The following is a 16,338-nucleotide window of genomic DNA, read 5'->3' as shown; positions in this document are numbered from 1 at the left end:
ATCATAGAATCCGCTGAGTGATCATAGAACTCGCTGAGTGATCATAGAATCTCCTGAGTGATCATAGAATCGAATAAGTGATCATAGAACCCCAAAAAGTGATCATAGAATCGAATGAGTGATCATAGAACAGCAAAAACCGCTCATAGAATCGCGGTACATACGAATCCCGCTTATGTGGAACGAGTGATGAGAGCATATTGAGACAAAAAACCGCCATCCTGGAAAGGACGGCGGTTATTTTTTATTTTTAAGATTACGAAACAGCCTTCAACCCGACGACTCCGATAATGATAACGATCAGGCTGATGATTCGTCCCACGCTCTTTGATTCGCCGTAGAAAATCATATTGACGATGACGGCGGCTGTTGTGCCGATGCCGATCCAGACGGCGTAGGCGATGCTGACCTGCAGGTGATTGAACGAGGCATAGAGGAACACGAATGCGCCGCCGAACCCGCCGAAGAACATCAACAGGTTGATGAATGATTTTTTCTTGCTGAAATTATTTAAGCCGATGACTCCGACCAATTCGAGAATGGCGGCGATGAATACGAAAATCCATCCCATCTTACTCCACCTCCAAATCTGTCGGCGGATTAGCAGGGCCATCCGCCAACTTCAATGCGATGACACCGGCCACAATGACGGCCATGAAGAAACCTTTGGCCGCGCTGAATTCTCCGCCGAAGATATAGATGTCCATCAATGCCGTGCCGACTGTGCCGACAGCTGCGAAAATTGCGTAAACGGTTCCGGTCGGCAACGTTTCGCAGGCTTTGGACAGGAACAGGAAGTCACAAAGGATGAGCGGCACAATGATGAGCCAATGCCACCATGTGCTCGCCACGTTAAATCCAAAAATCCAAAACAATTCAAACAGACTGGTCAGTCCGACAAATATCCATGCTTTATTCATAGAAAAATCTCCTTTTGATCTGATACTCACATTAAAGACTGACTGAACGTCATTCAGTTTTAGCCTGAAAAATAAACGCTATCAGGGCCTGCCAATAGCGTAGGTCACAAATTTTTTCAATTCTTTGCGGTATTCGGAAACGATTGAGGGATCTTGGTCTTGGAATAGATAATTCTGTTCCGCTGCCGCTTCGATCATGCCAATCATGATTTTCGCGGCGTACGTGACATTCAGGTCGTTGCGCAAGCCGCCGGTCTCCTGATGGGAAGCGAGAAGTTCTTCCATCCATTGATAGACGGGACCATAAATGGTTTCCCAGTCTTTTACGTGTTCCGTCTGGGTAAGTCCGCTGTACATCAGTTTCGTAAGGTCTTTGTATTCCTGCGTGTAAGCGAACACGACCTCGATAATTTCTTCCAGCTGCTCATTCAGTCGACTGGCTGTTACACGATCCACCAACTCACGGTGCATCTTTTCCACCAGCACTTCCGCAATCGCCGGCATCAATGCCATCTTCGATGAGAAATAAAGATAGAAGGTGCCTTGGCCGATGCCTGCCTGATTGACGATGTCAGAGACCGTCGTCTTTTCGATCCCCTTTTTAGGAAATATATCAATCGCTGCTGAGATGATCTTTTCTCTTTTATTCATCGGAAACCTCCTACTGACTGAACGTCATTCAGTTTTTATGATAAAGGCGAAGGAGAGGGATGTCAAAGGAGGTGGGAGGTAATTGGAAATTTATGTGTTGCGAGCGTACAATTAAATTAGGAAGGCAATCAGGTAAATAAAGGAGGACACTCAATGGCAGTCTTAGTAAAAGGGCAAAAAGTGGATTTGACGAAAGCGAATCCGGCATTGGCAAAAATCAAAGTAGGACTCGGATGGGATACGGGCAGCGGCCAGTCATTCGATTTGGATGCGGTCGCATTGATGGTGAATGAGGCGGGGCAGCTGGCTGGAAAAGAAAAGATTGTTTTCTATAATAATTTGAAGAGTCCAGATGGAGCCGTTCAATTATCAAAAGACAACCGGACAGGTGAAGGCCCGGGCGACGACGAGCAGATCCTTATCGATCTGAAAAGCATCTCGTCTGACATAAAGAAAATTGTCCTGGCCATCCATATGCATGATGGAGAATCCCAAAAGCAGGATTTCAGCCAAGTGGCAAACGCTTATGTGCAAATCGATGACGCGCGAAGCGGGCAGCAATTACATAGATATGAATTAGGCAAAGATTCGCTGACAGGCACTGGCATCATTGCAGGTGAAGTTTACATGCATAACGGGGAATGGAAGTTTGCGGCCGTCGGACAAAGTTTTGATGGCGGTTTGAGTGGTTTATCCGCAATGTATAACTTCCAGGCGGAGCCTGATTTCTTTAAGAAAACGCAAGCCAAAACGGAAGCACCGAAACAGGCTGGAACTTCTTCGATCAATCTTACGAAAGTCGAGTTGAAAAAGACCGGGGATAAGATTAATTTAAACAAGACCAACTCACCATTAGGCGAGATACTGGTGAATCTGAACTGGAATCAGAAAACGGCAAAAGGGTTTTTGTCATCGGTTCTGAATGCCGGTTCTTCTGTCGATTTGGATCTGGGCTGCCTTTTTGAATTGGAAGACAGCTATAAAGGAGCCGTACAGGCTCTGGGGAATTCCTTCGGCGATTTAAATTATGAACCATATATTGCGCTGGACCAAGATGATCGTACTGGCGCATTAAAAGGCGGCGAGAACCTTCGTATTAATGGCAATAAAATCACGAGGTTCAAGCGGATTCTGGTCTATGCGTTCATTTATGAAGGAGCGGCAAACTGGGCGGAAGTCGATGGCGTCGTGACCTTGAAGCAGCAAAGCGGCCCGGACATCGAAGTGCGCCTGGATGAACACCGCAAAGGCAAAAGAATGTGCGCCATCGCGCTGCTCGAAAACGTCAATGATGAAACGATGAGTGTGAAGAAAGTGGTTGAGTATTTCAATGGCCACAAGGAAATGGACAGGGCTTTCAACTGGGGAATGAAATGGAGTGCCGGGTCGAAGTAAATGATTTTTTAAAAAAAACAGGGGGCGTATTTCATGGGTTTATTCGATAAAATTTTTAAGAAGCCAGAAAATGTGGTTGGCGGAGGATTTTGGAGTGAAAAATAGCTGAGTGATCATAGAATGCCGATAAGTGATCATAGAACTCGCTGAGTGATCATAGAATCTCCTGAGTGATCATAGAATCCGCTGAGTGATCATAGAACCCCAAAAAGTGATCATAGAACTCGATAAGTGATCATAGAACTGCGAAAACCGCTCATAGAATCGCTGCGCACCCAATTTATGAGTTTGCCACAACCTGTTCAACAGGAGTAAGATTAAATAGTGAGCAATATCAGAGAAAAGAGGAGGAATTATTCATGATTACTGTAACGAACCGCATTCAAGTGAAAAAAGGAATGGGAATGAAGATGGCGCCTGCATTTACCAAGAATCAGGGTTTATTGGAATTCGACGGATTCGAAAAAGTGGAAGTGAACGTTTCAACTCAGCATGAGGATTACGATGAGATGCAAGTGATGATGTACTGGAATTCAAAAGAGGAATTCGAGGTTTGGCGCAATTCGGACGACTTCAAAAATGCCCACAAACGTGACGGCGGCGACGGGGGAGAATCACCTGTCATCAAGAGTGAGCTGATCATTGCGGAAGTGGCGTCTGTATTGACGAAGTAAGTTGGAAGCAACCTTTATGTTAAATGAAAGCAAGACCTGTATCTCTGTAAAAGCAGAAGTATGGGTCTTCTTTTTGTATGCCCTATATAAAGCGATTAATGTAAAATAATGTATGAATTCAAGCTGGAATATAATATGATTAAAAGAAAGAATGATAAAAGGGGCCACGCCATCAATGGAACTGAATTACAAACTCACAGAAGAAGATTATATCGATTTCAATGTGTTTCATGCAAAAAATTCACCAGCGGTACAGAAACAAGTCACGATGCAGCGGATATTTGTACCGGTGCTGTACATAGTGCTGGCGTTCCTGGCCTTTATGTTCCTGGATATGCCGTCGTTTTTCGTACTGTCCGTCCTGTTTCTCATCATGGGAATCCTATGGGCCATCTTCTATCCGGCTTATTTCTACCGGCTGATCAAGCGGAACGCGACCAAAATGATGCGGGAAGGAAAAAATGAAGGAGTGCTTGGAGCACATACGATGATTTTTACGGAAGAAGGCTTGCGTGAGGTCAGTCCGAAAGGCGAGATGACCATTTCCTGGAGCGGTATTGAAACTTTTGGCGACGGCGAATCCGGATTTTATTTATATAATAGCGGCATGTCCGCGCTGATCATTCCGAAGAAAGAACTGGGTAACAGCGGGGAAGTCAGCGGTTTCCTAAAAGAAAAAATCAAAAGCCGATTTTAAGTTGAATAAAGAAGTCGATTGCCGCAGGGGGCACACATGAAAACTCATTATTATTTAGGATGGTTCAATGAATACTTTCCGGAGAAGTTGGAGAAGGCGTTGCAGATAGATATAATAGAAAGAAAATCACTTGTGATGATCAGTTCGACTCCAGCAGCTGATGAGGTTGATGGGGCAACAGAACGCTCATGGCTGGATCATGCCGGCATTCGGTTTGATGAATATCATTTGATCAATGACCGCGTCCAGAAGGAAGAGGCACAATCGCTGATTCAAAACGCTTCCGTCATTTTCCTGCTGGGCGGAGACACTGTTGAGCAAAATGGTTTTCTAATGGAATATGAATTGGCGGGTTCAATCCGAAAAAGCGGGGCTGTCGTAATCGGGGCAAGCGCCGGGGCGATTAATATGTCGGCGAAGTGGCTGTGCTCCAGAAATTTCGGGTATGAAGTCGAGGAAAGCACTTTATATGAAGGGATCGGGTTAGGTGATTTCTCAATCCTTTCCCATTTTGATCTTGAAAATAATATTGAAATGGTTCGAAGCGAATTGTCTCTTTTGTCGGAAGAAATGGATATCTACGCATCGAATAAGGATTGCGCCTTGCGGGTAAAGAGAGGCAACATCGATATTTTAGGCGATGTCTATTTGATTTCACGTTCAAAGATTCGGAAATTGGATGAGACGATTTGATCGCAGTTGTGTCGCTGCCTCGGAAATTCTTTTAAATAGTAATAAGACCCGCCCATCTATTTTTCGGATGGGCGGGTCTTATTTCAAATGATCAAAAAGAAATACTCTTGTTGGAATCAGCCGGCTTGTACATCACCATCGCGCTGAAGAAGAAAATCGGCGTGGCGAATTTAATGTCGATCACTTCTACAGCAGCACCTTCCAGGAATTCATTCACTTTGCGGTCCATTCCCGTTTCGCTCCAGGCATAAATTGTTTTTACTCTCATTTTGAACGTCTCCTTTGAATCTTGTTGTATTATTCTACGGACGGGAATGGTTTTGGTTTCGTCACGCAAGATTTTATTTGGAGTGAAGCTAAGCACTCAGACTGCCAGTTTACAAAATCTAGCCGCATTGGTATATTGAGCGTGAACAGGATAGTCACCAAATACGGATAAGGGAAAGAGGTTGGAAAAATGGACGTGAAATTTCCTATTGGACCATTACAGGTTCCTGATAACGTGAAAGCTGAACATATCCAGGAATGGCTCGGAAAGATCGGCAGTTATTCGATGCGGCTGCGGGAAGCGGTCGACGGTTTGGATGACGAACAATTAGAGAAGAAGTACAGGGAAGGCAGCTGGACGGTGCGCCAGCTTGTGCATCATATTGCGGATTCGCAGCTCAATATGTATCAGCGCCTGAAGCTGGCTTTGACGGATGACAATCCGACGGTGCCCGCGTTCGATCAGGAAAAATGGGCGGCGCTTCCGGACAACGATTTGCCGGTGGAAAGTTCGATCCGGATGCTGGAAGGGCTGAACGAGCGGATTGTTTCACTGGGGCAGCGTTTGCCGGAAGAGGTATTGGACCGCGTCTTCACCCACGAAACGAATGGTGAAATCAGCGTCGGGACGAAGCTCGCAAAATTGTGCTGGCACGAAGAACATCATTTAGCGCATATTCAGATTGCGTTGGAGAATTGAAATAGAACAACAAAACCGCCGACGGGGATTATTCCGTTCGGCGGTTTTATTATGGCTCTGCCATTACATGATCATGAAAAAGTAGATGATCACCATGATAATCATGATGGCGAGCATGGATGAAATTAAGGTGATGTGGAGGTCGGACGGATAGAAGGTTTCATTGATGATCTGCTGCCGTTTCTTCTTGTAATTCTGGGTGGCGGAAAAGATGATCATCAGCCCGAAAATACAAGAGAAAATACCCAGGATGATCGTAAAGATATCGACAAACTGATTGCGGATGATGCCCATCGTGAAATGGAGGCTGGTCGCTAGGAAGCCGACACCGACAATGGAGATGCCCGTCCGGATCCACGCAAGATACGTGCGTTCATTTGCGAGATGCTGTTGGGTGAAAAGCAGTTGATTTTTAGGTTCTGGACGTGAACGCCGAGCCATCGCTCCCACTCCTTTCAAGACGTTTCATTTTTTAATTGTGCCATTGGGGGATTGTTAAAGCAAGAATGGTAAATGGAATCGATGAGCCGCTGATGGAAATCAATCGTTGCAGCGACTATTTACAGTATTTTGCAGGAATCTGTTTTGACGGACTGACAATTCGGGAAGAGATAACGAAGAAGGAATATTCGCAGCCTTAAAACTATTTATCGAGAGGATGAATCCACTATGGATGAAAACGCATTGAAGAAGACGAAAATCTTCACGATAGTGAACTTGGTGCTTTATTTTCTTACGTTAGGAGTCAATTACCTCGGCTCATCAGGATTTTTCAATGGGCAGAGCCAGGGAGACATCTCCGACCAATACTTGACGCTGATATCCCCGGCCCCGTTTACATTCTCGATTTGGGGTGTCATTTACACCTTGGTGCTGATTACCTTGGTATATCTGTTTATTAAACGGAAAGATGCTCGAGTCAGCAAGCTGGTCTTGTTGATTTCGCCATGGTTTATCTTGCTTTCGTTCTGCAACATGGGCTGGATCGTCGCATTCTCCTATGAACGACTGGGCATTTCCACGATATTGATCATCGGCATGCTGTTCTCGTTGCTTCTCATCATCGGGAAAATTTATACCCATCGTTTTGAAGTCCCATCAACGCTGGCCGGACTCAGTTTCACACTCTATTGTGCGTGGGTGACCATCGCGACTGTCGTCAACACTTCGCTGCTGTTAGTGCAGCTGGACTGGAACGGTTTCGGCATTTCCTACTCGGTCTGGACGCTGATCATTTTGGCAGTTGCCATCACATTTGTCCTGATTTATATCTCCAAGTTTAAAAACGCTGCCTATCCGCTTCCTTTGGCATGGGCGTTCTTCGGGATCTATGGTTCGTATAACAGCGGCCGGGTCGACCCGGAGTTAGCGACAATTATTCAATGGTTCTTGATTGCCGGCATCGTCATCTTTTTAATCGCGGCGGTGTGGAGATTCATCAAGAACGGCAATGCCCTTTTCCAGCAGCGCACGAGTTAAATGCGTCATGACAATAAAATCTGCAAACCTTGCCACGCCGGATGCATCTGCATTCAGGGCGTGGTTTTTTATTTTTTAGACTATTTCTTTCAATCGATTAAGAGTTACAATAAATGACAGAGACTCTATATTTATCGGTATGCGGGAGGCAGATATGAATATACAGGCAGTGATTGTGAATGGTCAAAAGGTAATTCCGACAGTGGAATTCGAGCTTCAAACGCGTAAGGTCATCGGTATCCAGACGAATGTCCAGCGCAAGAAAATGTTGCTGGCCCAATTGGCCGAGCAGTCGGATACATATTTATCACTCGTCGATCAAGGCGAATACACCCGTTTGACAGTGGAGGAATTGCTGCGTTTTCTGAAAAACGTCAGCGGACATATAGAGTCGATAGGCTCAATGCTTCGACGTTTTCAGCTGGAAGATATGAAGAGAGTGAAAATTTCGAATTTGACTGCGTCAAAGCGTGTTTACTTGTCATTGCTTCGTATTTTTTTCGCGCAGCAGCAGACGATTGTGCTGGAAGAGCCGTATTTCCAGCTTGAAGAGCAGGAGCGCCAAGTGTTTGCGCGATTGGTGCAGGAGCTGTCGGCGGAAAAAAGGATCATAATTCTTACAGGCAATCTGGAAGATGCGCTCGTCAGCTGCGATGAAATCTACCGCTTGGACGATGCCGGCCTGCATCACTTGGATATTGCCGATTCGGACAATGAACCAGAAGAACAGTCAGAGGTCGAGGAAGCTAATTTCAAGGTTCAAAAAATCCCGACGAAAAAGAACGATAAAGTTATTTTATTCAATCCGCCGGAAATCGATTATATCGAAAGCATCAACAGCTTGGCTGTGGTACATGTCGGAGGCGAAACGTACAGTTGCGCGCTGACTTTGGCAGAGCTGGAGCAACGGCTGCAGCATTACGGCTTTTTCCGATGCCACCGTTCGTATATCGTCAACCTCCAGAAAGTCCGTGAATTGATTACATGGACGAAAAACAGCTACAGCCTGCGTTTAACGACTGGCCAGGATTCTGTGGTGCCGTTGTCGCGCACCAAACTTGTGGAGATGAAAAAACTGTTGAACATCTAATTTCCCGGGAAATAATCGGTCGGATTGGCGCTTTTAGGGTACAGTTCGGCTGTAAAATGGTACATTTTAGCCCCATTCAGCGGTCACCAATCCTTTTTCTTTATAAGCTTAGGCTATCAACGAAAAGGAGTGGCGCACATGAATATCATTTCCGTCCAAAACATTCAAAAGGCATTTGCATCAAACCAGGCATTAAAAGATGTCTCATTCGACATCCCGAAAGGAGAGATTTTCGGCTTTCTGGGGCCAAGCGGTTCGGGTAAGACGACTCTGCTGAAAATCTTGACGGCTCAGCTCGATCCGACGAGCGGGGGTGCAGTCGTATTAGGAAAGCCGGCAAAATTGATGCAGAAGTCCGAACAGAAACAGCGTTTCGGAATTCTGACCGATACCAGCGGACTATACGAACGATTAACGATTGAAGAAAACCTGGATGTGTTTCGCCGGCTGTACGATTTGCCGAAATCATCCATTGATAAAGTGCTTAATTTCGTTAATTTGAATGCCGACCGCAAGAAACGTGTCAGCGTTTTGTCGAAAGGGATGCGCCAGCGCGTCACCTTGGCTTGCGCCATCATCCATGAGCCGGAGCTGCTGTTTTTGGATGAACCGACTTCCGCGCTCGATCCGGTGAATACCGTCCATATCCATAAAGGATTGCGTTATTTAAATGAAAAAGGGACGACGATCTTTTTGACGACGCATGACATGACTGAGGCTGAATCATTGTGTGAACGTGTGGCGATTTTGCATAAAGGGGAAATCCGCGCAATCGGCGCACCGGCTGAACTGAAAAAGACGCACCGCGACGGTACGCTGACGGTGGAACTGACTTCCGGAAAAACCGAGCGCCTCGCTATGAATGAGGACGCTGCGGCATCGATTGCCAACTGGATGACTACGGGGCAGATCGATCGCATGTACACAAACGAGCTGAGTCTCGGCGATATTTTCATTAAATTAACGGGGAGTGAATTGGTATGAACGTGTCATTAAAACGAATCCAAGCCATCTTAATCAAAGACTATAAAGAATTTTCAAGAAACTATGCGATTTCAGTGATGATCCTGTTTCCGCTGCTATTCGCTTTGATTTACCGCTCGGACAGCGGCGAACAAGCTGCGATGTATGCGTTTGTCATGAATTTTTCACTGGCGATGCTCACGAGTTTCGTCCAGGCTTGTTTGATCGCGGAGGAGAAAGAGCGCAGCACATTGCGTTCGCTGATGATGACGCCGGCCTCCATGCTGGATGTGCTGATCGGCAAAAGCTCGCTGGTCTTCATCATTTCAGCGTTAGTGCTGGCAGCTTCGACTTATCTGTTCGGCTATGAGACATCGAATGGCTTCATGCTGGTGGCTGCTTTGGGAATTTCCATTTTGCTCTATACGGCGATCGGCACCATTTGCGGCTTGTATTCCAAATCGCTGATCGAAGCGTCACTCTCGGTGTTCCCTGTATTGATTATCTTTACGATGGGACCTTTTGCGTTGGTATTTGAAGATGACTACCCGTTCCTGGGCGTGCTGAATTATTTGCCGAGCAGCCAGTTGAGCGAGCTGCTGACAAGTATGGAATTGGGTGCTTCTGGTGCGGAGTTGTATATGCCGCTTGTAATTATTTCCATATGGGCAGTTGTGGTGACGATTATTTCATTCGTTTTGTATAAGAAGCGCTTGATGGATTATTAATAAAGCAGCGGATTCTGCCGATTTTTTAAGAATCGCTGATAAACGGTGAAAAATCGCTGATAAACGGTGAAAAATCGCTGATAAAACTCCAAAAATCGCTGATAAACCATCAAAAATCGACGATAAACCATCAAAAATCGACGATAAACCCCAAAAAATCGACGATAAACCCCAAAAAATCGACGATAAAATTCCACATCACAAAATGCAAGAGCCCGACCTGGCGGATCCCGTCAGGTCGGGCTCTGATTTTGAGCTTCCATGTTATAAAATCGGGTATGGTTATCTAAAACCATTATTAGAAAGAGATGAGAACATGACTTTAGAAATAATACTTTTAATTGCAGCGATTTTATTGATTGCGGGAGTTGGGCTGCTGGTTTATTTCAATAGCAGAAAGTCTGTGGACGACCAGGTTGGTGAAGCAGAACCCGTCGTCGAGATTGAACCCGAATCTGACCCATACGCCGAATTTATGCCGCGCGTGTCGGAAGTGGAAAACGAAGAGGACGTGAAAAGCGGATATCGAAAAATCGAAATCCCCGCCATTTTGAAAGCCGATATCCTGAAAACATTATCAGCGGGAGCGGCGGTTGTTCGCGACCGCCAAACGTATAAGGTGGAATTCAGTCCGGAAGTGGTAAAGGGATTGAAGGATAAAAGCATGACGCTGATTCAAAAAACAGACGGCAAGGGATTTCTGCCGGCGGTGAAGAAAGAAGGCGCGGCAGGCATCTACAAGCAGGCGACGCTGGTGAAGCACGCCAATCCGGCGCTCGTCGTGCAGGCGAGCGCGAATCTGCTGACGGCGGTGGTCGGCCAGCAGCAATTGATGGAGATCCAAAGTTCGCTGAAGAATATGGGTGAAAAATTGGATACGCTCATCCAGCACCGCGACAACGATTTTTTTGGCAGGACCGAATCCCGTTTTATTTATTTCAGCGAAATCATTGGACGCTTCCGGACCAACGGCATCATGCTGGGCGGAGTGGAGGATCAGAAGATTGAGGATTTCTACACGGATGCGCTGCAGGATTTGAAGGTATTGAACAAAGATTTGAAAGGCATCGGCGACAGCATCGACCGTTTAAAGGAGCATGAAACGATCCGCAAATGGGGCGAAGCCGCTGTCATCAAGGATTATCGTAAGCTGATCGACGCCTTCAACAGCAAGCAGGAGCTGGTGCTGCTGAATATCAAATTCATCGAAGAATGTTATGCACCGTACCTGGCCACCGTGCGGAATTACGAGGGCACGACCGTGAAGTCCGATACACTGAACGATGTGATTGCCGAAAATAATTACATTGTCGGCATCATTGAAAATAAAGTCGGAAAGATCGAAGAAAATTATAAAGTGAAATTGAATTTCGGTGTAAAAGCGCTGAAATACCGGAATCTGGAGAGCCTGAAAGAAGTGGCTCCGCTGCGGATCAGCCAGCAAAAATCCAAAGAGCAGGAAGTTCCATCCGAGATGCTGGTGGAGCTGGCGGAGGATGAGAAAGTCTATGCGTATGTGCCGAAATAACTTCATATTGGTTTATTTGAAACACTTGTCATCCATTTGACAAGATTAAATTTTCGCCAAACGGGAAAACACAGGATAACACCGAAACACCATTTGCCGCTTAGGAGGAGATTTTATGAGAAAAGATACATTGGAATTGATCATTTATACCGGCGCAACTGCAGCCAGCCTGTTCATGCTAGTTAAAACTTACAATAAACGTCAAAATACGTATTGGGTATATGAAGATCATGACCTGCGCAACAGCGACGATGCAGACTTGAGAGAAAGTGCAAATGCCGATGTTGATCCGGCCGAAAGAGGCCTCAGCGAATTGGATTCAGCCTACCGCGCGGAATGGGTTTCAATCGGCTATCCGCAGACCCACCGTGAACTCGAAGCTAACGAAAACTGGAATAACTGATCCGAACCGCATCCGCCTTTTTGGCGGATGCGGTTTTTTAGATTTCCATGCCAATAAAAACAGCCAGCTAACCCCAATGGGATTTGCTGGCTGTCTTAAATTGGAGATTAAGGGTTCCGGTTATTATCTGCATTGGTCAATTTATTGTTTTCATCTGGAATCCGTGCCCGATCTTTAAGCGACTGATTCTTTTGCTCCTGCTGATCGAAATCCTGTTTTTGTGAAGTTTCCTGATTCTTTTCGTCCAGGAGTTCCTTCATTTTATCGACGTTTTTATTGTGTTCGGATGATTTATGATCGCTCATTTGAACCGCTCCTTTCTGGTGTTTTTTATTCATATTCCCGGTAAGTGTGAGGGTAAACGTTCAGAAATCGCCGTATTCCCGCTTGCAAAAATTTTCCTTTCCGCAGCCGTTCTAAAGGCATATCCATATGGTAGAATAATCGTAATAATGAATTTTATTAGAATAAAGATATGCATTATGAAAAGACAGGGGCTGGATGTATGTTGGGGGAAAGAGAAGAAGATGTGTTCGTGAAGAAACCGGCGGAGAAGCGCAGGCTGGGTGAACCGACGGGTGCGTTCAAAGGGGCGGCCTGGGGAGCTTTGCTGATCGGCGTTTCGTCATATTTGATCGGTTTGTATAATGCAGGCATGGAATTGAACGAAAAAGGCTATTACATCGTGTTGCTGATTCTCGGGCTCTATTCGGCGGTATCGCTCCAAAAAGCTGTCCGCGACCGCGACGAAGGAATGAAAGTCACGAACCTCTACTACGGCATCAGCTGGTTCGCGCTGATTTCGGCGATTGCGCTCATGGCGATCGGCTTGTTCAACGCAGGCAGCATCGATTTGAGTGAAAAAGGCTTTTACGGCATTTCGTTTGTGCTGAGTTTGTTCGCTGTGGTGACTGTGCAGAAGAACGTAAGGGATACCGAAGAAGCGAATAGCATGGAAGATTAAGCAGATCTTTCGGCTGAAATCCGATAAGAGCAGAAGAAGCGTCCGGTCCGTGCCGGGCGTTTTGTTCTATCTGGAAGGAGGCAGGATTTTTTGAGGAATTCGATTAGGACGGCTTTTATCCTGATGGGAGCCGGTACAATATTTTACCTGTTCATGAAATACAGTTATTTGGTCAGCTCTCTATTTTTGCATTCCATTACCGGCTCCCTCGTTTTCATCGTGGCAATTATCGGTGCAATCTGGGCAGCGCTCAAACTGGATCGCATCATTTCAGAAAGCCGGTATGAATTTCCGATCCAATCTGCAGCAATCCTTTTGATGTCATTGTTTTTCGCTTACCAAATGTTTGCTTCCCATTTTTATTCGGAGCAGTATTTGAAAGCGGCGGGTCTGGAGAAAGTCGAGCAGTTGTTCGAGTTGGCCGAGTTGGATCTTGACGAGAGCGAATTGCGTGCAAAAGCGGAAGAAATTGCGGTGAAAGAGTCTGCCTACGCGATGGGTTTATATGGCGTCAATTCGCGTCCGGACGGAGTCGAAGACTTGGAAATTCTCGAATTTAAACGCAGATATCATGCCTATGATTTAGTGATCGGCGCAGAAGGCAAAAGAGCCAGCTACACTTTTACGCGTGCTGGATTCGACTTTAAAATCAGTGGAAATTCGGTTATGGAATAAAATCGGAAGTTCTATTACTATAGAAAGAACATCTTGGCGATTTACAGATGGGAACGGGAGGGAGTCACTTGCGGCCAATCATCATCGGAGTCTTTTCAGCTTTCTTTTTCGCATTTACATTTGTCCTGAATGCGTCGATGGAAGCCACCGGAGGCAGTTGGATCTGGAGTGCATCGCTCCGCTATTTTTTCATGGTGCCGTTTTTGGTCGCCATCGTGCTCATGCGGAAAAATTTGCGGCCGGTTTTCAGTGAAATGAAAAAGCAGCCGGGTAAATGGCTGTTGTGGAGCTTTGTCGGATTCGGCTTGTTCTATGCGCCTCTCTGTTTTGCCGCGGCCTATTCACCAGGCTGGCTGATTGCGGGAACGTGGCAGATCACGATTGTTTCCGGCGCCTTGCTCGCGCCATTATTTTTCACAACCATACATACACCGGACGGCACACGGAAAGTAAGAGGGAAGATTCCGGTCAAAGGGCTGCTCATGTCGCTCATCATCCTGCTCGGCGTTGCGCTCATGCAAATGGAGCACGCCAAGCAATTGTCATTGGAAAACGTCCTGTACGGAATCGTTCCGATTCTCATCGCCTCATTTGCCTATCCGCTCGGCAACCGAAAAATGATGGAAGTGTGCGAAGGCCGGCTGGACGCGTACCAACGGGTGCTCGGCATGACGATTGCCAGTCTGCCTCTCTGGTTCCTGCTTTCAGCATTCGGCATTTTCACCGTCGGCATGCCAAGCGGCAGCCAGGCTTTTCAATCGCTATTGGTGGCCATTTTCTCTGGCGTCATCGCCACGGTCCTATTTTTCATGGCGACCGATATGGTAAGGGGCAGCATGCCGAAGCTCGCTGCCGTCGAAGCCACGCAGTCGATGGAAGTCCTGTTCGCCTTAGCGGGTGAGCTGCTGTTTCTGTCCATCTTGTTCCCATCACCGATGTCGTGGCTCGGCATCGTCGTTGTGATCCTGGGAATGATTTTGCACAGCTATGTTTCGGGGGTGAAGGCGGAAAGGTATGTTAAGCAGGTCGTGTAGGTGATCAGGCGAAATTGCCTGGTCAGTTCATCCTTTGGGCTTGCCTTTTTCATTTTCAGTCAAAAACATTGTTTGATAAGTGTCAGTAATTTTACGGATATTCATGGAATATGATCTAAATTTCTTCTTTCAGCGTTTAGTTGAAAAGAACGAAAAGGAGGCATACTAATCATGAATAAAAAGTTGGGATTACTATTAGCGGGTGGCGCTTTGATTTTGTCGGCTTGCGGAAATGATGGCAATCAGGCAAGCGAAGAGCAAAATGATGTTGCTGAAGAGATGCCGGTTGCAGAGCAGGAAGAGAGTACAGAAGAAGCAGCGAACGAAGAAGATACAGATGCTGTTGAAGAAAATGAGGAAGCTGAAGAAGAGAAAGCTGAAGAAGAGGCACCTGCAGCAACAGATGCTCCTGAAGCCATGAGCGGAGAAGCCTCTGAACTCCTGTCGGAAGGGGACAGCACCAGTTTCGTTTTCAATCAGACAGGCGAGTTTTCAATTTTCTGTGAGCCACATCCTGTTATGAAAATGACTGTCATAGTTGAAGAAGGAGCAGAAAATTCAGGGGAAGTGGCTTTGGACATCGCTGATTATGAATTCAGTGAAGAGACGATTACCGTTGCACCTGGTACAACGATCACGTGGACGAATCAGGATTTAGCACAACATAATGTCGCTTTCGAATAAGTGATTGCACAATGGCAAAAGGACTTCCGGAAATTGCGAAAGTCCTTTTTGCTTTTATGCAATTGTTTTCGCCTGATTTTTTATTTCTTTGATATTCTTTAAAATATACCAACCATCAGACTTGTGTCCACCTAGGTTTTTGAAGAATGAAGGGTAGGTTATGGGAATAGCGGTAAATAAAAATACTGAAAAACTCATGAATGCTGCGCTGTTAAAAATGTTCCCGGGAATACCGGAAATGATAGAAGAGAGATACAAGAATAAAATAAAGGCAATTAACGAAGCGAAGGGCCCGCATACACTAAATAAGAGATTTTGTTTAGAAGTCGCGGACGGCAATTCATCCGAATTCGCGACACGACACAGTCCTGAAAAGGCAATGGTCAGATAACATGTCAGCCTCCCAAGACGCAGCTCCAGTTTCTGTTCTTTATTTCTCGGACCCAGATAGATTTCTACTCTCGCTTTCTTATTGCGCAGAAGCACTGGTATTGCATGGCCAATTTCATGAATGAAAAGTACTGCATTCATAACGAATAGCACTGTAACCACTTCTAAAACAAACATATAAATGCACCCTTCCATCTCCCAATGTGTAAAAATTCCTTTTCTTTAATACGGAGTAAGGCATAGAGAAGTTTCATTTCACTAAAGTAATTTTTATCCAAATTTGACAGCAGTATCATGAAATCAATGGTACCCTTGAATAAAGAGGATTTTTGTTTGGAAGAAAGGAAGATGCCCACTGTTAGCTGAAATGTATAAAAGAAGGGAAAAATTCAGTTGGCTGTTT

General features: G+C 45.8%; 22 protein-coding genes. 15 read left to right on the top strand and 7 right to left on the bottom strand.

The window, feature by feature from the left end; translation table 11 throughout:
* Positions 1-256 precede the first annotated feature (256 nt).
* From AC2Q9J_RS13925 to AC2Q9J_RS13915, 3 genes are all read right to left on the bottom strand, one after another.
* On the bottom strand, positions 257-571 hold the full coding sequence (locus tag AC2Q9J_RS13925; protein ID WP_499040848.1) for a DMT family transporter: 315 nt from the start codon (positions 569-571) through the stop codon (positions 257-259).
* 1 nt (position 572) lies between these two features.
* Positions 573-920 carry a DMT family transporter gene (locus AC2Q9J_RS13920; protein ID WP_499040846.1) on the bottom strand — a complete coding sequence of 116 codons (348 nt, stop codon included), beginning with the start codon at positions 918-920 and terminating at the stop codon, positions 573-575.
* Positions 921-1,001: 81 nt separating this feature from the next.
* Positions 1,002-1,571, bottom strand: a complete 570-nt coding sequence (locus tag AC2Q9J_RS13915; protein WP_499040844.1) for a TetR/AcrR family transcriptional regulator — start codon at positions 1,569-1,571, stop codon at positions 1,002-1,004.
* Between the two features lie 153 nt (positions 1,572-1,724).
* Between AC2Q9J_RS13915 and AC2Q9J_RS13910 the strand changes: the two genes are divergently transcribed.
* From AC2Q9J_RS13910 to AC2Q9J_RS13895, 4 genes are all read left to right on the top strand, one after another.
* Positions 1,725-2,966: a TerD family protein gene (locus AC2Q9J_RS13910; protein WP_499040842.1), complete on the top strand. Its 1,242-nt coding sequence runs from the start codon at positions 1,725-1,727 to the stop codon at positions 2,964-2,966.
* A gap of 359 nt (positions 2,967-3,325) precedes the next feature.
* On the top strand, positions 3,326-3,640 hold the full coding sequence (locus AC2Q9J_RS13905) for a heme oxygenase (RefSeq protein WP_499040840.1): 315 nt from the start codon (positions 3,326-3,328) through the stop codon (positions 3,638-3,640).
* A 175-nt stretch (positions 3,641-3,815) separates the two neighbouring features.
* A complete protein-coding gene (locus tag AC2Q9J_RS13900; protein ID WP_499040839.1) occupies positions 3,816-4,337 on the top strand; it encodes a YcxB family protein in 522 nt (173 codons plus the stop codon).
* A 36-nt stretch (positions 4,338-4,373) separates the two neighbouring features.
* Positions 4,374-5,030 (top strand): Type 1 glutamine amidotransferase-like domain-containing protein, encoded by a 657-nt coding sequence (locus tag AC2Q9J_RS13895; RefSeq protein WP_499040837.1) that lies wholly within the window; start codon positions 4,374-4,376, stop codon positions 5,028-5,030.
* A gap of 91 nt (positions 5,031-5,121) precedes the next feature.
* Here AC2Q9J_RS13895 and AC2Q9J_RS13890 read toward each other — a convergent pair whose 3' ends face one another.
* On the bottom strand, positions 5,122-5,298 hold the full coding sequence (locus AC2Q9J_RS13890; protein WP_499040835.1) for a hypothetical protein: 177 nt from the start codon (positions 5,296-5,298) through the stop codon (positions 5,122-5,124).
* A gap of 189 nt (positions 5,299-5,487) precedes the next feature.
* On the opposite strand from AC2Q9J_RS13890, the gene AC2Q9J_RS13885 reads away from it, so the two are divergent.
* Complete coding sequence (locus tag AC2Q9J_RS13885) at positions 5,488-5,997, top strand: YfiT family bacillithiol transferase (protein WP_499040833.1); 510 nt, start codon at positions 5,488-5,490, stop codon at positions 5,995-5,997.
* Between the two features lie 63 nt (positions 5,998-6,060).
* On the opposite strand, the gene AC2Q9J_RS13880 is transcribed toward AC2Q9J_RS13885, so the two are convergent.
* Positions 6,061-6,438, bottom strand: coding sequence for a YidH family protein (locus AC2Q9J_RS13880; RefSeq protein WP_499040831.1), 378 nt, complete (start codon positions 6,436-6,438; stop codon positions 6,061-6,063).
* Between the two features lie 228 nt (positions 6,439-6,666).
* On the opposite strand from AC2Q9J_RS13880, the gene AC2Q9J_RS13875 reads away from it, so the two are divergent.
* The 6 genes from AC2Q9J_RS13875 (at position 6,667) to AC2Q9J_RS13850 (ending at position 12,188) form a co-directional block, all read left to right on the top strand.
* Positions 6,667-7,476, top strand: a complete 810-nt coding sequence (locus tag AC2Q9J_RS13875; RefSeq protein WP_499040829.1) for a TspO-related membrane protein — start codon at positions 6,667-6,669, stop codon at positions 7,474-7,476.
* Between the two features lie 154 nt (positions 7,477-7,630).
* Entirely contained in the window at positions 7,631-8,566 is a 936-nt protein-coding gene (locus AC2Q9J_RS13870) for a LytTR family transcriptional regulator DNA-binding domain-containing protein (protein WP_499040827.1), read from the top strand.
* A 138-nt stretch (positions 8,567-8,704) separates the two neighbouring features.
* Positions 8,705-9,550 (top strand): ABC transporter ATP-binding protein, encoded by an 846-nt coding sequence (locus AC2Q9J_RS13865; RefSeq protein ID WP_499040825.1) that lies wholly within the window; start codon positions 8,705-8,707, stop codon positions 9,548-9,550.
* Positions 9,547-10,257 (top strand): ABC transporter permease, encoded by a 711-nt coding sequence (locus AC2Q9J_RS13860; protein WP_499040823.1) that lies wholly within the window; start codon positions 9,547-9,549, stop codon positions 10,255-10,257. Before AC2Q9J_RS13865 ends, AC2Q9J_RS13860 begins: the two co-directional genes overlap by 4 nt.
* A gap of 316 nt (positions 10,258-10,573) precedes the next feature.
* Entirely contained in the window at positions 10,574-11,785 is a 1,212-nt protein-coding gene (locus AC2Q9J_RS13855; protein WP_499040821.1) for a DUF1572 domain-containing protein, read from the top strand.
* Between the two features lie 115 nt (positions 11,786-11,900).
* Positions 11,901-12,188 (top strand): hypothetical protein, encoded by a 288-nt coding sequence (locus AC2Q9J_RS13850; protein WP_281864029.1) that lies wholly within the window; start codon positions 11,901-11,903, stop codon positions 12,186-12,188.
* Positions 12,189-12,295: 107 nt separating this feature from the next.
* Here AC2Q9J_RS13850 and AC2Q9J_RS13845 read toward each other — a convergent pair whose 3' ends face one another.
* On the bottom strand, positions 12,296-12,493 hold the full coding sequence (locus tag AC2Q9J_RS13845; RefSeq protein ID WP_101803091.1) for a hypothetical protein: 198 nt from the start codon (positions 12,491-12,493) through the stop codon (positions 12,296-12,298).
* A gap of 200 nt (positions 12,494-12,693) precedes the next feature.
* On the opposite strand from AC2Q9J_RS13845, the gene yiaA reads away from it, so the two are divergent.
* The 4 genes from yiaA (at position 12,694) to AC2Q9J_RS13825 (ending at position 15,545) form a co-directional block, all read left to right on the top strand.
* Positions 12,694-13,152 (top strand): inner membrane protein YiaA, encoded by a 459-nt coding sequence (gene yiaA / locus AC2Q9J_RS13840; protein WP_084242828.1) that lies wholly within the window; start codon positions 12,694-12,696, stop codon positions 13,150-13,152.
* 90 nt (positions 13,153-13,242) lie between these two features.
* On the top strand, positions 13,243-13,827 hold the full coding sequence (locus AC2Q9J_RS13835) for a hypothetical protein (RefSeq protein WP_084242827.1): 585 nt from the start codon (positions 13,243-13,245) through the stop codon (positions 13,825-13,827).
* Between the two features lie 68 nt (positions 13,828-13,895).
* On the top strand, positions 13,896-14,861 hold the full coding sequence (locus AC2Q9J_RS13830; protein WP_499040818.1) for a DMT family transporter: 966 nt from the start codon (positions 13,896-13,898) through the stop codon (positions 14,859-14,861).
* A gap of 171 nt (positions 14,862-15,032) precedes the next feature.
* The gene (locus AC2Q9J_RS13825; RefSeq protein ID WP_341201149.1) at positions 15,033-15,545 is read left to right on the top strand and encodes a plastocyanin/azurin family copper-binding protein; all 513 of its coding nucleotides are present in this window, start codon (positions 15,033-15,035) and stop codon (positions 15,543-15,545) included.
* 54 nt (positions 15,546-15,599) lie between these two features.
* Here the strand turns inward: AC2Q9J_RS13825 and AC2Q9J_RS13820 are convergent, their stop codons facing one another.
* On the bottom strand, positions 15,600-16,112 hold the full coding sequence (locus AC2Q9J_RS13820) for a site-2 protease family protein (protein WP_499040815.1): 513 nt from the start codon (positions 16,110-16,112) through the stop codon (positions 15,600-15,602).
* Positions 16,113-16,338 lie beyond the last annotated feature (226 nt).

This window comes from Planococcus sp. RAB007_Raresut (genome assembly GCF_057369535.1).
Note: the sequence above shows the minus strand (reverse complement) of the source record. Positions and strands in the feature narration are given on the sequence as shown.

Coding starts and splice junctions, on each gene's coding strand:
- AC2Q9J_RS13885 (WP_499040833.1), top strand. CDS start 5,488: ATGGACGTGAAATTTCCTATTGGACCATTACAGGTTCCTGATAACGTG.
- AC2Q9J_RS13890 (WP_499040835.1), bottom strand. CDS start 5,298: ATGAGAGTAAAAACAATTTATGCCTGGAGCGAAACGGGAATGGACCGC.
- AC2Q9J_RS13845 (WP_101803091.1), bottom strand. CDS start 12,493: ATGAGCGATCATAAATCATCCGAACACAATAAAAACGTCGATAAAATG.
- AC2Q9J_RS13900 (WP_499040839.1), top strand. CDS start 3,816: ATGGAACTGAATTACAAACTCACAGAAGAAGATTATATCGATTTCAAT.
- AC2Q9J_RS13895 (WP_499040837.1), top strand. CDS start 4,374: ATGAAAACTCATTATTATTTAGGATGGTTCAATGAATACTTTCCGGAG.
- yiaA (WP_084242828.1), top strand. CDS start 12,694: ATGTTGGGGGAAAGAGAAGAAGATGTGTTCGTGAAGAAACCGGCGGAG.
- AC2Q9J_RS13865 (WP_499040825.1), top strand. CDS start 8,705: ATGAATATCATTTCCGTCCAAAACATTCAAAAGGCATTTGCATCAAAC.
- AC2Q9J_RS13920 (WP_499040846.1), bottom strand. CDS start 920: ATGAATAAAGCATGGATATTTGTCGGACTGACCAGTCTGTTTGAATTG.
- AC2Q9J_RS13880 (WP_499040831.1), bottom strand. CDS start 6,438: ATGGCTCGGCGTTCACGTCCAGAACCTAAAAATCAACTGCTTTTCACC.
- AC2Q9J_RS13915 (WP_499040844.1), bottom strand. CDS start 1,571: ATGAATAAAAGAGAAAAGATCATCTCAGCAGCGATTGATATATTTCCT.
- AC2Q9J_RS13910 (WP_499040842.1), top strand. CDS start 1,725: ATGGCAGTCTTAGTAAAAGGGCAAAAAGTGGATTTGACGAAAGCGAAT.
- AC2Q9J_RS13850 (WP_281864029.1), top strand. CDS start 11,901: ATGAGAAAAGATACATTGGAATTGATCATTTATACCGGCGCAACTGCA.
- AC2Q9J_RS13870 (WP_499040827.1), top strand. CDS start 7,631: ATGAATATACAGGCAGTGATTGTGAATGGTCAAAAGGTAATTCCGACA.
- AC2Q9J_RS13905 (WP_499040840.1), top strand. CDS start 3,326: ATGATTACTGTAACGAACCGCATTCAAGTGAAAAAAGGAATGGGAATG.
- AC2Q9J_RS13820 (WP_499040815.1), bottom strand. CDS start 16,112: ATGTTTGTTTTAGAAGTGGTTACAGTGCTATTCGTTATGAATGCAGTA.
- AC2Q9J_RS13875 (WP_499040829.1), top strand. CDS start 6,667: ATGGATGAAAACGCATTGAAGAAGACGAAAATCTTCACGATAGTGAAC.
- AC2Q9J_RS13860 (WP_499040823.1), top strand. CDS start 9,547: ATGAACGTGTCATTAAAACGAATCCAAGCCATCTTAATCAAAGACTAT.
- AC2Q9J_RS13825 (WP_341201149.1), top strand. CDS start 15,033: ATGAATAAAAAGTTGGGATTACTATTAGCGGGTGGCGCTTTGATTTTG.
- AC2Q9J_RS13925 (WP_499040848.1), bottom strand. CDS start 571: ATGGGATGGATTTTCGTATTCATCGCCGCCATTCTCGAATTGGTCGGA.
- AC2Q9J_RS13855 (WP_499040821.1), top strand. CDS start 10,574: ATGACTTTAGAAATAATACTTTTAATTGCAGCGATTTTATTGATTGCG.